The organism is Betaproteobacteria bacterium, assembly GCA_016713305.1.
Lineage (GTDB): Bacteria > Pseudomonadota > Gammaproteobacteria > Burkholderiales.
In genome coordinates this window covers 45,294-60,156 of the sequence record JADJPK010000018.1, presented here as the reverse complement: position 1 = coordinate 60,156, position 14,863 = coordinate 45,294, and the positions used below count along the sequence as shown (strand labels likewise).

Annotated in this window: 13 protein-coding genes and 4 pseudogenes; all 17 read left to right on the top strand. The window is 65.3% G+C overall.

The features are described from left to right. Positions 1-19 precede the first annotated feature (19 nt). The 17 genes and pseudogenes from IPK20_19585 (at position 20) to IPK20_19505 (ending at position 14,826) form a co-directional block, all read left to right on the top strand. Positions 20-1,380 (top strand): annotated as a pseudogene (locus tag IPK20_19585) (sigma-54-dependent Fis family transcriptional regulator). Positions 1,381-1,459: 79 nt separating this feature from the next. Further along, positions 1,460-1,777, top strand: coding sequence for a flagellar hook-basal body complex protein FliE (gene fliE, locus IPK20_19580; protein MBK8018691.1), 318 nt, complete (start codon positions 1,460-1,462; stop codon positions 1,775-1,777). An 18-nt stretch (positions 1,778-1,795) separates the two neighbouring features. Beyond that, positions 1,796-3,476 (top strand): annotated as a pseudogene (gene fliF, locus IPK20_19575) (flagellar M-ring protein FliF). After that, complete coding sequence (fliG, locus tag IPK20_19570; protein ID MBK8018690.1) at positions 3,469-4,470, top strand: flagellar motor switch protein FliG; 1,002 nt, start codon at positions 3,469-3,471, stop codon at positions 4,468-4,470. The pseudogene fliF and the gene fliG overlap by 8 nt, the downstream one beginning before the upstream one ends. After that, the gene (locus IPK20_19565; protein ID MBK8018689.1) at positions 4,460-5,245 is read left to right on the top strand and encodes a hypothetical protein; all 786 of its coding nucleotides are present in this window, start codon (positions 4,460-4,462) and stop codon (positions 5,243-5,245) included. Before fliG ends, IPK20_19565 begins: the two co-directional genes overlap by 11 nt. Before the next feature lie 7 nt (positions 5,246-5,252). Then, positions 5,253-6,666: pseudogene (gene fliI, locus IPK20_19560) on the top strand (flagellar protein export ATPase FliI). Further along, on the top strand, positions 6,666-7,118 hold the full coding sequence (fliJ, locus tag IPK20_19555; GenBank protein MBK8018688.1) for a flagellar export protein FliJ: 453 nt from the start codon (positions 6,666-6,668) through the stop codon (positions 7,116-7,118). Before fliI ends, fliJ begins: the two are co-directional and overlap by 1 nt. Before the next feature lie 72 nt (positions 7,119-7,190). Further along, entirely contained in the window at positions 7,191-8,291 is a 1,101-nt protein-coding gene (locus IPK20_19550) for a flagellar hook-length control protein FliK (GenBank protein ID MBK8018687.1), read from the top strand. A gap of 464 nt (positions 8,292-8,755) precedes the next feature. Continuing rightward, positions 8,756-9,391: a flagellar basal body-associated FliL family protein gene (locus IPK20_19545; protein ID MBK8018686.1), complete on the top strand. Its 636-nt coding sequence runs from the start codon at positions 8,756-8,758 to the stop codon at positions 9,389-9,391. A gap of 4 nt (positions 9,392-9,395) precedes the next feature. Then, the gene (fliM, locus tag IPK20_19540) at positions 9,396-10,391 is read left to right on the top strand and encodes a flagellar motor switch protein FliM (protein MBK8018685.1); all 996 of its coding nucleotides are present in this window, start codon (positions 9,396-9,398) and stop codon (positions 10,389-10,391) included. Beyond that, positions 10,384-10,809, top strand: coding sequence for a flagellar motor switch protein FliN (gene fliN / locus IPK20_19535; GenBank protein MBK8018684.1), 426 nt, complete (start codon positions 10,384-10,386; stop codon positions 10,807-10,809). The genes fliM and fliN overlap by 8 nt, the downstream gene beginning before the upstream one ends. Then, a complete protein-coding gene (fliO, locus tag IPK20_19530; protein ID MBK8018683.1) occupies positions 10,806-11,225 on the top strand; it encodes a flagellar biosynthetic protein FliO in 420 nt (139 codons plus the stop codon). Before fliN ends, fliO begins: the two co-directional genes overlap by 4 nt. Before the next feature lie 74 nt (positions 11,226-11,299). Further along, positions 11,300-12,049: a flagellar type III secretion system pore protein FliP gene (gene fliP, locus IPK20_19525; GenBank protein MBK8018682.1), complete on the top strand. Its 750-nt coding sequence runs from the start codon at positions 11,300-11,302 to the stop codon at positions 12,047-12,049. A 177-nt stretch (positions 12,050-12,226) separates the two neighbouring features. Then, entirely contained in the window at positions 12,227-12,496 is a 270-nt protein-coding gene (fliQ, locus tag IPK20_19520) for a flagellar biosynthesis protein FliQ (GenBank protein ID MBK8018681.1), read from the top strand. Between the two features lie 30 nt (positions 12,497-12,526). Further along, positions 12,527-13,318, top strand: coding sequence for a flagellar biosynthetic protein FliR (gene fliR / locus IPK20_19515; GenBank protein MBK8018680.1), 792 nt, complete (start codon positions 12,527-12,529; stop codon positions 13,316-13,318). A gap of 29 nt (positions 13,319-13,347) precedes the next feature. Next, positions 13,348-13,854: a class I SAM-dependent methyltransferase gene (locus tag IPK20_19510; protein MBK8018679.1), complete on the top strand. Its 507-nt coding sequence runs from the start codon at positions 13,348-13,350 to the stop codon at positions 13,852-13,854. Positions 13,855-13,931: 77 nt separating this feature from the next. After that, a pseudogene (locus IPK20_19505) lies at positions 13,932-14,826 on the top strand (4-hydroxy-tetrahydrodipicolinate synthase). Positions 14,827-14,863 lie beyond the last annotated feature (37 nt).

Below are 14,863 nucleotides of genomic sequence, written 5' to 3'. Positions count from 1 at the left end.
GGACAAGGCAGGAAGGCCGCTGCCGATCCTGATCGTCGAGGACGATCCGGCGTTGCGGGAGGCCCTCGTCGACACCGTCCGTCTGGCCGGCTACGACGTGATAGAAGCCGTGGACGGGGAATCCGCGCTGCGGCATCTGGACCGCCAACGGGTCGGCATGGTCGTGACCGACGTGCAGATGAAACCGATGGATGGCCATCGGCTGCTGGTGGAGGTGAAGCAGCGGCAGCCCTATCTGCCGGTGCTCCTGATGACGGCGTACGGCATGATCGACCGCGCCGTGGCGGCGATGCGGGACGGCGCCTGCAACTACATCACCAAGCCGTTCGAGCCGGAAGTCCTGCTCGCGCAGATCGTCCGTCACATGCTACCCGCGACGTTCGGCGAGCACGGCGACGTGATCGCGGGAGGATCCCGCGTCCCGCGAAGTCCCTGGAACTCGCCCGGCGCGTGGCCGGCACCGACGCCACCGTTCTGATCACGGGCGAGAGCGGCACCGGCAAGGAGGTACTCGCGCGGGCGATCCATCGCCTGTCCGCGCGGGCGGCCAGCCCTTTCGTGGCCATCAATTGCGCGGCCATTCCCGACAACCTGCTGGAGTCCACCCTGTTCGGGTTCGAGAAGGGAGCTTTCACCGGGGCCGCTGCCGCGACGCCCGGCAAGTTCGAGCAGGCGCAGGGCGGAACGCTGCTGCTGGACGAGATCTCCGAAATGCCTCTCGCATTGCAGGCGAAGCTCCTGCGAGTGCTGCAGGAGAGGGAGGTGGAGCGCGTGGGCGGACGCAAGCCTGTCCCCTTGGATATCCGCGTTCTCGCCACCTCCAATCGCGACATGGCGGCCGAGGTCCGGGCAGGGAGGTTCCGGGAGGATCTGTACTACCGGCTGAACGTATTTCCGCTGCACAACGTGCCGCTGCGCAGCCGCAAGGCGGACATCGTCCCTCTTGCTCGCCGCCTGCTTGCGCGCGGAATCACGCCCGGAAGACACGAGGCCTGCACGCTCACCGCCGCGGCCGAAGCTGCGTTGACCGCCTATGGGTGGCCCGGTAACATCCGGGAGCTTGAAAACGTGTTGCAGCGGGCGATGATTCTCGCGCCCGCACGCGTGATCGACGTGCAGCATCTGGCCTTGCCGAAGGATTCCGCGGGCCCGTCGCGGGAATCGGGCGGAGGACGTCCGGAACCGCAGAACGAAGACATGCGAACCCTGGAACGCCGGCATATCCTGGAAACGCTTGCAGCGGCCGGGGGAGTGAGGCGGGCAGCTGCGGAGCGACTGGGCATGGCCGAGCGCACGCTGCGGTACAAGCTGCAGCAGTACCGTCAGGAGGGGTTCGCCATCCCCTCCGGCGGAACGCAGGACGACACCGCCGACATGTAGCCGGCATGGGCTTTGCAACGGAGAAGGTCCTCGACGCGAACGGCTGCCCTCCGGCATCCGGTCCGCGCCCGCGAGCACTATGAACACACAGGGAATCGACCAACTACTCGGCGAACTGCGTCAGGCGGCTGCACAGGCGGCAGGCCAGGACGCGGCAACGCCTGCCGGGGGGGCGGCAAATTTTGCCGACCTCCTCAAGGCATCGCTCGACCAGGTGAATGCCGCCCAGCAGGAGGCGGCCAACCTCCAGCAGTCGTTCGATGCCAACGATCCCAACGTCAATCTCCAGGACGTCATGGTCCAGTTGCAGAAGGCCAGCCTTTCCTTCCAGACCATGGTCCAGGTGCGCAACCGCCTCGTCTCGGCGTATCAGGAAATCATGAGCATGCAAGTCTGAGCTTGAGGTCTCGCACCGGTGGCCCAGGCTCCTCGTGAAACCCTAGACGCGTTGCGGCGGGGTTTCAGCCAGCTCAGCAACGCCCGCAAGCTCGCGATCCTGATCGGTGTCCCTGCGCTGATCGCCGTCGCGATCGCCATCGCAGTCTTCGCATCCGCGCCCAGTTACAAGATCCTGTTCTCCAACGTCTCGGACAAGGACGGCGGTGCCATCATCGCCCAGCTGTCGCAGATGAACGTCCCCTATCGCATCAGCGGGGACGGAACGGTCATCGAAGTCCCCTCGGACGTGGTCTACCGCACCCGTCTCACGCTTGCGAGCCAGGGCTTGCCCAAGGGTGGCGGCGTCGGCTTCGAAGTCCTCGAGAAGCAGAAGTTCGGCACCAGCCAGTTCGTCGAGCAGGTGAACTACCAGCGCGGACTGGAAGGGGAACTCGGCCAGACGATCCGGTCCATGCGCGAGGTGCAGGACGCGCGGGTGCACCTGGCCATTCCTCGCCCCACGGTGTTCCTGCGGGAAAACCAGAAGCCCAGCGCGTCGGTCCTGCTCACGCTGCATGCCGGGCGCGTGCTCGATGCCGCGCAGGTGAGTGGCATCGTCCACCTCGTCGCTTCGAGCGTTCCCGAGCTTTCCCCGAGACAGGTCACGGTGGTCGACCAGTCCGGGAAGCTCCTGTCCGGCCCGAGCGAGGACATGGGCGTGGCCGGTCTCGATCGGTCCCAGCTCAAGTTCCCTGCATCAGATCGAAGACGACATCGCCCGCAAGATCGAGACGATCCTCCGCCCCATCACCGGACCGGACAACGTGCGCGCCCAGGTCGCGGCAAGCCTGGATTTCTCGGAGGTCGAGCAGACTTCCGAGACGTATCGCCCCAACAGCGATCCGAAAGACCAGGCGATGCGCAGCCAGCAACTCGTCGAATCGAACAGCCAGACGCCGCAACCGCCGCAGGGCGTGCCGGGTGCACTCTCGAACACACCTCCGGGCGCCGCATCGGCGCCGCTGGTGTCGGCACCCCCGGGCGGCCCGTCGGGGCAGCCGGCGGGCGCGACCGTGCCCATGGCCACCACGTCGCAGAAGGACAACAAGGTCAACTTCGAGCTGGACAAGACGATCCGCCACACCAAGTCCGAGGTGGGCTCGGTCAAGCGGCTGTCCGTGGCCGTGGTCGTGAATCACAAGAAGGTCATCGACAACGGCGCCTCCAAGTTCGTCCCTTACGACGACAAGGAGATGGTGCAGATCCAGACGCTCGTGCGCGAGGCGATGGGCTTCGACAAGGACCGCGGCGATACGCTCAATGTGGTCAACGCGGCGTTCCGGCCGGCCTTCGAGACCGAAGACATTCCGTTCTGGAAGGATCCGGGCAACCTGCCGTTCGCCATCGACGCGGCCAAGTGGCTGCTGGTGGCCGGGCTGGTCCTGGCGATGCTGCTCATGGTCCGGTCCGCCGTGCGCGACGTGATCCGCCTGAGCCGGCCGCCGGAGCCCGTGCCCGAGGGCGGACCGGCGGTGGGGGGCGAGGAGACGGCCGAAGGAGCCGCCGCCCGGACCGGCGAAGGTGCGGAAGCCACGCAGGCGGCGCCGCACGAGGAAACGGAGTACGAGCGCAATCTGCGGCTCGCACGCGAGATCGCACGCGACAATCCGCGCCTGGTGGCGCAGATCATCAGGAGCTGGGTGACGAAGGATGAGTGACGACGGCGTCAATCGCGCGGCCGTGCTGCTGATGACCCTGGGCGAGGAAGCCTCCATCGAAGTCTTCAAGTACCTCGGCCCGAAGGAGGTGCAGAAGCTCGGCATGGAAATGGCCAAGATCAGCAGCATCCCGCGCGAGCGGCTCGAGACGGTCCTGACGGACTTCCGCCTGGAGTCCGAGCGGCAGGACGGCATACATACCGATTCGGACGAATACATCCGGAACGTGCTCACCAAGGCGCTGGGCACCGACAAGGCAGGCGCGCTCATCGACCGCATTCTCAGCAACAACGACAACGCCGGCATCGAAAGTCTCAAGTGGATGGACGCCGGATCGGTCGCGGAGCTCATCAAGAACGAACATCCCCAGATCATCGCCACCATCCTCGTGCATCTGGATGCCGACCAGGCGAGCGATATCCTCAAGTCGTTCACGGAGCGGCAACGCAACGACGTGATGCTTCGCATCGCCACGCTCGAGGGCGTGCAGCCTTCCGCTCTGCGCGATCTGAACGAGGTCCTCCACGCAGCTTCTCACGGGGGCGAACGGCTGAAGAAGAGTTCCATGGGCGGGGTGGACGTCGCGGCGGAGATCCTCAATTTCATGGGCGGACAGTACGAGACGTCCATCACGGAATTCATCAAGGAATCCGACGCGGATCTCGCGCAGAAGATCCAGGACAAGATGTTCGTCTTCGAGAATCTGCTGGAGCTCGACGACCGCAGCATCCAGCTGCTGCTGCGGGAAGTGCAGTCCGAGACGCTCGTGGTGGCGCTCAAGGGCACGTCCGAGCCTCTCAAGGAGAAGATCTTCAAGAACATGTCGTCGCGAGCGGCCGAGATGCTTCGGGAAGATCTCGAGGCGAAAGGGCCTGTGCGCCTGTCCGAGGTCGAGTCGGAGCAGAAGGAGATCCTCAAGATCGTCAGGCGTCTCGCGGACGAAGGTCAGATCGTGATGGGCAGCAAGGGCGGAGACGAGGGACTTGTCGAATAATCGCGTCATCCGGCCCGACGACCCGGTTCGCGTGGAGGCGTGGAAGCCGGGGGATCTGCAGTCCCGGCCGCCGGTGAAATCCACGAAGCCGCCGCTCGCCGTGCGTCGCCAGCAGGCGGAGGCCGAACGCAACGCGACCGCGGCGGCAACGTCGTCGGTCGTTGCATCTGTTTCGAAGGCCGCCGCTCCGTCGCCCCTGCCTGCAGCTTCTGTGGCGAAGCAGGTGGCGGAAGCTCCTGATCCGCTGGCGCAGGCCAGGGCGGAGGCCGAACGGTTGCGCGCGGAAGCGAAGAAAGCCGGATTCGATCAGGGACATGCCGAAGGGCTGCGGCAGGCGGCGGACGATGTCCAGCAGATCCGTTCGGTGCTGGCGCGGCTGAACACGCTGGCCGAAGACCTGGAACAAGGGGTCGCCAACGATGTCCTTTCCCTCTCGCTGGAACTTGCCAAGCAGATCGTCCGGCAGTCGCTGCGGGTCAAGCCGGAACTGGTGCTGGCGGTGATCCGCGATGCGACCAAGACCTTCCCGGAACTGGGCGATGGCCCGCGGCTGATTCTTCATCCGGCAGACGCCGCCATCGTGCGCGCCGTGGTGGCGGAGGACGCCGAAATGGCGGCCGCGAACTGGGTTCTCATGGAGGATGCCCGGCTGGAACGCGGAAGCTGCAAGTTCCAGAACGCCACCACGGAGATCGACGCGACGCTCGACAACCGGTGGCGGCGCATCGTGGCGAGCCTGGGGCGCGACGACGCGTGGCTCGACCTGAACCTGTGACCCGGCCATGAGCCGTCTGCGGCGGTGGCAGAAATTCTTTCAGGACTGCCACAGCGCCTCCTCCCAGGTGGCCCCCTGGACGGTCAGCGGACGCCTCACCCGGGTCGCGGGACTTGTCATGGAGGCCGTGGGGCTCAAGTTGCCGGTCGGCAACTCGTGCTTCGTCATCGCGCCGACCGGCCAGCGTGTCGATGCGGAGGTGGTCGGATTCTCCGGCGACCGGCTCTTCCTCATGCCCGCGACCGACGTCTATGGCCTCGAGCCGGGGGCGCTGGTCGTGCCCGTGGAGTCGGGGGCGGTGCAGATCCCCAGGTTGGGCATCGACTACATCCCCCGCCGTCGCGCGGAAGACCGGGCCCGCCAGGTCGGTGTCGGCTGGGGATTGCTGGGGCGGGTTCTCGACGGCACGGGCCGTCCCCTGGACGACCGCGGGCCGGTGTCGTTCGATCGTCAGGTGCCACTCTACAGCCGGCCCATCAACCCGCTCGAGCGGTTGCCCATTCACGAGGTTCTGGACGTGGGAGTGCGGGCCATCAACGGTCTGTTGACCGTCGGCAGGGGGCAGCGTCTCGGGCTGTTCGCGGGGAGCGGGGTGGGCAAGAGTGTGCTGCTGGGCATGATGGCGCGGTACACCGAGGCCGACGTCGTGGTGGTCGGCCTCATCGGAGAACGTGGCCGCGAGGTCAAGGAATTCATCGAGAACATCCTGGGCGAGGAAGGTCTGGCGCGGTCGGTGGTGGTGGCCGCGCCGGCGGACAGCCCGCCTCTGTTGCGGCTGCACGGCGCGGCCTATGCCACGGCGATCGCTGAGCACTTCCGCGCGGAAGGCAAGCATGTGCTGCTCATCATGGACTCCCTCACCCGCTATGCCATGGCCCAGCGCGAGATCTCGCTCGCCATCGGCGAACCCCCCGCCACAAAGGGCTACACACCCTCCGTCTTCGCCAAGCTGCCGCAACTCGTCGAGCGGGCAGGCAACGGCGACGCGGGTGAAGGGTCCATCACGGCGTTCTACACGGTGCTCGCCGAGGGCGACGATCAGCAGGACCCGATCGCGGACAGCGCCCGCGCGATCCTCGACGGTCACGTGGTGCTGTCGCGCGATCTGGCCGATCAGGGACACTACCCGGCCATCGACATCGAAGCCTCCATCAGCCGCGCGATGACCGAGATCGTGGAAGACGGCGACATGGCCGGGGTGAGGCGCTTCAAGCAACTGTATTCGGCCTATCGCCGCAGCCGCGATCTCATCAATGTAGGGGGCCTACGTGCGAGGCGCAGATCCGGTTGTCGACGAGGCACTCCGGTTGCGGGAGTCGCTGTTCGCTTACCTGCGGCAGGACATCCGCGAGCGTTCACCGTATGACATCAGCCGCATGGCGCTCTCCGGGCTGCTGAGCAACGGTTCGGCGCCTGAGTGATGGCGCGAGGTTTTCCGCTCGAGCCCGTCAGAGCCGTCCTGCATCGCAAGACCGAAGATGCGGCCGCCGCGGTGCGCGGTCATGCGCAGCGTCTCGAGGCTGCGCGTGCGAAGCTCGGCGAACTCGAGCGGTATCTCGCGGAGTACCGCGCACAGCAGCAGCAGGTGATGGCGCAGGGAGCGGCATCGCACCGTCTGCGCGAATTCCAGGCTTTCCTCTCACGGATCCAGACCGCCCTCGAGGCGCAGGCCAGCGAGGTCGCCAGGCACGAGAGCCTGTGGGAATCGGCCCGCACGTTCTGGGCGGAAGCCTCACGGCGCGAACAAGCCTTCGACGTGCTGGCGGAGCGGCATGCGGACCGTGAACTGCGCAACGAGATCCGCGCGGAACAGAAGCTGCAGGACGAACACGCGACCCGCAAGTCGGCGCGGCCAGGCGAGAACCCGAACTGAAGGGCCGGTAGCGGCGTGTGGCACGCCGATTGCGATCCACTCCTGCGAAGCCCAATGAATCAGGAGTTTGCGATGCCAGAAGGAACACTCTTGCCGCCTGTGGTTGCCGCCCCGGCCAAGCTTGCCGCCTCGTCCTCGGCGGAATCGGCCTCCTCCAACGCCGTTTCCCCGGCAGACGGGGCGGAATCCGGTCCGTCGTTCGACGACGTGTTGAAGGCCCAGGTCACCAAGACAGACGGCCAGGGCGATGCTGCCCCGCCGTCCGAGAGCGCCGGCGATACCGCGCAAACGGCGCAGCCCACCGACTTCGCCGCCTTTCTGATGGCTCCGGACGCTTCTGCCCTGCAGTCCGCCGCGGGTGCCCTGACGACGCATGTCGATGTATCGCGCGCCGTGTTGCAGGAGCTGCGCCAGAAGCTGGAAGGCGCCGGACAGGCTCAGCCAATCGGAGGCGTTTCCGGACGCGAGAAAGCGATGGTCGACCGGATCGGCATCCTCCCCGACGACAACGGCAACGGTCGCTCCGGGAACGAGACGCAGGCGCTCGACTTCAATGCGATCGTCGGAGCGATCCACGAGGACGCGGAAGACCGGCGACCGTTGGGACTCATTGCCACCACGGAAGTGACCGACAGCGAAGCAGGCGCCAGCGTGGCGCCTTCGAATCCGGTCCAGGCCGGGGCGGTCCAGACCGGGCGCGAAGTGCGCTCCGGAACCGATGCGGGCGCCGTGAAGGCGGCTGTCCCCACTCCGTTCTCCTCGCCCCAGTGGGGCGACGCCTTCTCCGACCGCGTCAGTCTGCTGGTGCAGAGCCGTCAGCCTTCGGCGGAGCTGCAAGTGAATCCGCCGAACCTCGGGCCCGTGGAAATCAAGGTCAGCATGACGGGAGACCAGGCCAGTCTTTCCTTCTTCTCGCCCCACGCGCCCGTGCGGGAAGCCATTCAGGCGGCCATGCCTCGTCTGACGGAAGCATTGGCCGAATCGGGTCTTACGCTCGGCAACGTCTTTGTCGGGGCGCAGTCGCAAGGTGGCCAGGAATCGCGTCAGGAGCAGCGATCGAGCGGATCCGCGCGGCAGGACACCGTCGATTCTGTTCACGGAGTGCGCGCGCAGAGCGAAGTGCGCTGGAGCGGAGCCGTGAGCGGTCTGCGAGCTGTGGATCTGTTTGCCTGAACCCAGTTCCCCCAACGCGAGCGGGCGGGGGCGAGACCGCCCCTCCGCCGCGCAGGGCGCCAGTACACCGGGATCTGATGCCCATGGCTCGCACAGCGCGCTTTTCGCCATCTCGGCTTAGCTGAGCCGTCTTTCCCGGGAGTCCCGGCAAGACTTCCGGACCTTTCCTAGCCGAGCACGGCCCCCCGGCCTTTTTCAGGGATGTCCCGCGCCGCTTCGCCGTTGGCTCCCCGTCGCATTCCCTCGACAGACGTCCGGCCGGCCTTCGGTTTTCCGAATGCATGCAGCCATCTCTTGCAGCAAGCTCAAAAAGCACCTAAAGTATCTCCAGAAGCCGATTGTTTTTTAAGGAATTTGGCACAAGAAGACGTCGCCATCCCGGAAACGGACGATATTTGCGCTCTAGGAGCGCGGCTTTGCGCCGATGACATGTGGGTTCTAACTCCTTAGCGATAGAGGAAAACATGTCGGCAAAAGCAGCAGCGACGGTGGTGGATCTGGGGGCGGGCGACGGTGGCGACGGCAAGAAGAAAAAGAAGAAGCTGCTCCTGATCGTCGCCATCCTGGTGGTGGTGCTGGCGGCGGGAGGCGGAGCCGCGGCCTTCTTCCTGATGGGCGGGAAGAAGAAGGGCAAGGCGCACAAGAAAGCGGATGCGGAAGAGCATGCCGAGGCACAGGCGGACGAGGAAGAAGGGGCGGACGACGAGCATGCAGCAGATGAGGAAGAAGCCGACGAGGGGCACAAGAAGCCGCCCGTCTATCTCAGTCTCGATCCCTTCGTCGTCAATCTGGCCGGCGAGTCGGCCGACCGCTATCTGCAGGTGGCCATCGACGTGAAAGTCTCCGCTCCCGAGATTTCGGAGAAGGTGAAACAGCACCTGCCCGAAATCCGCAACGGCATCCTGCTCATCCTGAGCAGCAAGACGGTGGACGAGCTGGCGACGCTGGAAGGCAAGAACAAGTTGCGTACGGAGATTCGCGATGCCGTGAACAAGCCCCTGGGCTTCTACAAGGGCGCGCCGGCAGGCTCCGAAGGAAAATCCAAACCACCCAAGAAAGGGGCGCAGGACGTGCTGCTGACGTCCTTCGTCATTCAATAGGCGGATGTCCGACGATATCCTTTCCCAGGAAGAGGTCGATGCGCTTCTGCGAGGCGTCACCGGAGAGCCGGAGGAATCGGTCAAGGAAGAGACCGGCAGTTCCATCCGGCCCTACGACATCGGCCGTCAGGAAAGGATCGTCCGCGGGCGGATGCCCACGCTCGAGCTCATCCACGAGCGTTTCGCCCGCCTGTTCAGGATCGGGCTGTTCAACTTCATGCGGCGCAACGCCGAGATTTCGATCAATCCGATCAAGGTTCAGAAGTACAGCGACTTCGTCCGCAATCTGGTCGTCCCGACCAACCTCAATGTCGTCCATGCCAAGCCGCTGAGGGGGACGGGCCTCGTCATCATGGAGCCCACCCTGGTCTTCCAGGTGGTGGACCATCTGTTCGGCGGCACAGGTCAGATTCACACGCGCATCGAGGGCCGCGACTTCACGCCCACCGAGCAGCGCGTCATCATGCGTCTGCTCGACGTGATCTTCGAGGAGATGCAGAAGGCCTGGAGCCCGGTCTACCCGCTGAAGTTCGAATACGTCCGTTCCGAGATGAACACGCAGTTCGCCAACATCTGCACGCCGACCGAGGTGGTCGTGGCGACGAGTTTCACCATCGACCTCGGTTCGGGTGGCGGGGATATCTTCGTGTGCCTGCCGTACTCGATGTTGGAGCCGATCCGCGATGTCATCTACAGCACCTTCCAGGCGGATCGTGCCGAGACGGACATGCGCTGGGTCAAGCTGATGACACAGCAGGTCCAGACCGCCAAGGTGGATCTCGTGGCCAATCTGGCGACGGCGTCCCTCACGCTGAGACAGGTGATGGATCTCGAGATCGGGGACGTGATTTCGCTGAACGTTCCGGACACCCTCACGGCAGAGGTCGACGGCATCGGGGTGGTCGAGTGCCGGTACGGTGTGTCGAACGGGCAATACGCGCTGAAGGTCGAACGAGTGCTGTCGCACGAAGACGATCAAGCGGGGGACGCAAATGGCTGACGAAGAGCAGGACGACATCTCCGCCGACGACTGGGCTGCTGCGCTGGCGGAACAGCAGTCTTCGGCGCCCGAGCCCGCTGCGGAGGCGGCGTCACCCGCCAGGACGGGGGGGGTCTTCCAGGAGCTGAAGCCGGAAGCGCTCGCCAGCGTCCCGTCTTCGAAGCTCGACATGATCCTCGATATCCCGGTGACGCTCACCGTGGAACTGGGACGCACGAAGATCGCCATCCGCAACCTGCTTCAGCTCGCGCAGGGCTCCGTGGTGGAACTCGACGCTCTCGCCGGCGAGCCCATGGATGTCCTGGTGAATGGTTGCCTGATCGCGCAGGGAGAGGTCGTCGTGGTGAACGACAAGTTCGGCATCCGGCTGACCGACATCATCACGCCGGAGGAAAGGCTCCGCGGCCTCAACAAATGATCCGTCTGGCCGCGATCGCGCTGCCGATCGCGCCGGCGCTTGCGAGTGCCGCCGAAACGGTGCCGCCGTCCGGAACGCTCACGACCCTGCTGCAGGTTCTTCTCGGACTGGGTGTCGTCATGGCGGCCATTGCCGGGGCTGCATGGCTCGCGCGCCGCTATCTTCCCGGGGGCGGAATGGGCAGCGGACCCGTCCGGGTGGTAGGGGGCGTGATGGTCGGCCCGAAGGAACGCGTGGTCGTCGTGGAAGTGAACGATACCTGGCTCGTCCTGGGCGTCACGGCGACCCAGGTGAACGAATTGCACACGCTGCCGCGGCCCGCCCACGCGTCCACGTCGACTCCTTCGTCCGTGTTCCCTCCTCCTGGTTCCGCCCTGGCGCGCTGGTTGCGCGCCGGCAGCGGTCGCGAGTCGTGACGCCGGGCCGCAGCGGCCTCCACTGCATCGATGCATCGCGGTTGCCGCCGACCGACCCCGTATAATCGGTCGGCATGAGCGCTGTCCTGCGAGTCATCCTTCCGCTTCTCCTGATGGGCACGTGGGCCGGTACCGCGATGGCCCAGGCAGGCCTGCCCGCCTTCACGTCCGCACCGGGCCCTGGTGGCACTCAGACCTACTCCCTGTCGTTGCAGACGCTGCTGTTTCTCACGGCGCTCACCTTCCTGCCCGCGGTACTGCTCATGATGACGAGCTTCACACGGATCATCATCGTGCTGTCGCTGTTGCGGCAGGCGCTGGGCACCATCCAGACGCCGCCGAACCAGGTCCTCGTGGGCCTGTCGCTGTTCCTCACCTTCTTCGTGATGGCGCCGGTGTTCGACCGCATCTACACCGAGGCCTATCAGCCGCTCTCGGACGAGAAGATCCAGCTCAACGATGCCTTGAACCGTGCCGCCGTGCCGCTCAAGACGTTCATGATGCGGCAGACGCGCGAATCGGATCTCGCCCTGTTCGTCAAGCTGTCGGAGTCGCCGCAGCCCAAGGGACCGGACGACGTCTCGATGAAGGTTCTGGTTCCGGCCTATGTGATCTCCGAGTTGAAGACGGCATTCCAGATCGGGTTCGTCGTCTTCATCCCGTTCCTCATCATCGACCTCGTCGTCTCCAGCGTGCTGATGTCGATGGGCATGATGATGCTGTCGCCCGTCATCATCTCGCTGCCGTTCAAGCTGATGCTGTTCGTTCTGGTCGATGGCTGGAATCTGCTGATCGGCTCGCTGGTGCGAAGCTTCTACGTCTAGGGGGCACTGATCGATGCATGCCGTCGCGATGGAGGAACCGGACGCGGACGATGCGAACTGCCGGACCGCCGCGAGCCCGAGATCCGCGCGGCTGCGGTGGGCAATGCCGGCGGCCCGCCGATATCTTGCCCTGCGGCTCGCGCCACACGGCGAAAATCAGTAGCCAAGGAGAGCCGCATGTCGCCACAGTTCGTGATTTCCCTCATCCAGCAGGCGCTGGAGGTGCTCGTGCTCGTCTCGGCGCCGCTGCTTCTCACCGCGCTCGGCGTCGGACTGCTGGTGAGCATCTTCCAGGCCGCGACGCAGATCAACGAGATGACGCTTTCGTTCATCCCCAAGCTGCTTGCCATGTTCGTGGTGATCATCCTGGCTGGCCCCTGGATGCTGTCCACGCTGGTCGATTACACGCGCCAGCTCTTCTCGTCGATCCCCCAGGTGATCGGCTAGCGGAACGCGAGGGGGAGGCGGGGTGGCCACGTGATCGAGCTCGCGGTCGCGCAGCTCCAGCCGCTGCTCGTCTCGGTGGGCTGGCCGTTCGTCCGCATCCTCGCCTTCTTCTCCACCGAGCCCGTGCTTGGCAACCGGTCGGTCCCGGTACGGGTCAAGGTCGCCCTGTCGGTGTTCGTGGCAATCCTGGTGTCGGGCGCCGTGCCCGGGCCGGCCGGCGTCGAACCGTTCTCTGCCGCCGGTCTTCTCGTTCTCGTTCAGCAACTCGTGATCGGTGTGGCCATGGGCTTTGCTGCACGCATCACGGTATCCGCAGCGGAGATGGCCGGACAACTGGCGGGGCTTCAGGTCGGTCTGGGTTTCGCCGTGTTCTTCGATCCTCAGGGATCGGGTCAGACGCCCGTGGTCGCGCAGTTCTACGGCATCATCGCCGTGCTCACACTGCTCGCCACCAACGGTCACTACACGCTTCTCACCGCGCTGGTGGAGAGTTTTCGCACGTTGCCCATGACGCCGGAGCCCATCTCCGGCCGGGGCTTTCTCACGCTCGTGACATGGGGGGGCGAGATATTCAAGGCGGGTCTCATGATGTCGATGCCCGTCGTCGGGGCTCTGCTGGTGGCCAACATCGCGATCGGCATCCTCACCCGTGCCGCTCCCCAGCTCAACATCTTCGCCGTGGGCTTTCCGGTGACGCTGGCCCTGGGATTCGTGATGCTGTACCTGTCTGTGCCACTGATCGTACCCGCCATCGAATCGCTCGAATCGGCGACGGCAGCAGCCATCATGCGGATTCTCGAACAGCTGAGGCCTGCTCCATGACCGTTGCGCCATCCTCTCCAGACCACAGCATGGATGATGCTTCTCCCTGGATCGTCCGCTGGGCCGGACTCGTGCGTCCCGGAGGGTCCGTGCTCGACCTCGCCTGCGGGGCAGGCCGCCACAGCCGCTGGTTCGCGCGACGGGGGCATCCGGTCACCGCCGCGGACCGGGACAGGACGATCGCCGACTGGGCGTCGCGCGAGACAGGTGTGGTCAGCGTGGTCGCGGACCTCGAGGGCGGGCCCTGGCCCTTCACCGACCGGCAGTTCGATGCGGTCGTCGTGACGAACTACCTGCACCGTCCCCTGTTCACCGCGATTCTCGATTCGATCGCACCGGGCGGGGTCCTGATGTACGAAACGTTCGCGGTGGGCAACGAGAGATTCGGCAAGCCCTCCAACCCCGCGTTCCTGCTACGGCATGGCGAATTGCTCGAGGTCGTCCAAGGGCAGTTGCGGATCGTCGCGTACGAGGACGTCGAACTCGCCGGGCCTCGCCCGGCCATGGTGCAGCGAATCGTGGCAATGCGGGACTGATTCTCGGCCCAACCGCAGGAAACACCGGTTTCGGGAGGTCCCTTCGGTTAAAATCGCGCCTTTCCGGAGGGTCCAACATGTTGACAGGCAGTCTGGTCGCCATCGCAACGCCGATGACGGACGAGGGAGGCCTCGATCTAGACGCGTTCCGCCGCCTGGTCGAATTCCACATCAAGGAAGGCACGCAAGGCATCATCGCCGTCGGCACCACCGGCGAATCGCCCACGGTGGACTTCGACGAACATTGTCTGCTGATCCGGACCGCCGTGGAGCAGGCAGCGGGGCGTGTTCCGGTCATCGCCGGCACCGGCGCCAACAGCACGCGCGAAGCCATCGAACTGCAGCGCTTCGCCAGGTCGTCCGGCGCTTCCATGGCGCTGTCCGTGGTCCCCTACTACAACAAGCCCTCCCAGGAAGGTCTCTACCGCCATTTCAAGGCGATCGCGGAATCGACCGATCTGCCGACCATTCTTTACAACGTGCCGGGACGTACCGTCGCCGATCTGCACAACGACACCGCGGTGCGCCTGTCCCAGGTCCGCAACATCGTGGGCATCAAGGACGCCACCGGCAACTTGGAGCGCGGTGCCGATCTGCTCCGCCGCCTGCCCAAGGATTTCGCCGTTTACAGTGGCGACGATGGAACCGCGCTCGCGCTCATGCTCATGGGCGGCCATGGAGTGATCTCGGTCACGGCGAACGTGGCACCCCCGCGCCATGCGCGAGATGTGCGATGCCGCTCTTGCCGGGAACCTCCGGGCCGCTCGCGCGATCAACGATAGGTTGATGGGTCTGCACAAGAACCTTTTCGTGGAAGCCAATCCGATTCCGGTCAAGTGGGTGCTGGAGGAGATGGGCCTGCTCGGTCCCGGCATCCGCTTGCCGCTCACGCCGCTCTCTTCCCAGTTCCACTCCATCGTTCGCGACGCGATGGACCAGGCGGGGATCTCCCGCGCCGTCGCCACAGCCTGAGAGTTCTCCATTCGATGTTCAATCATTCGCAATCGCC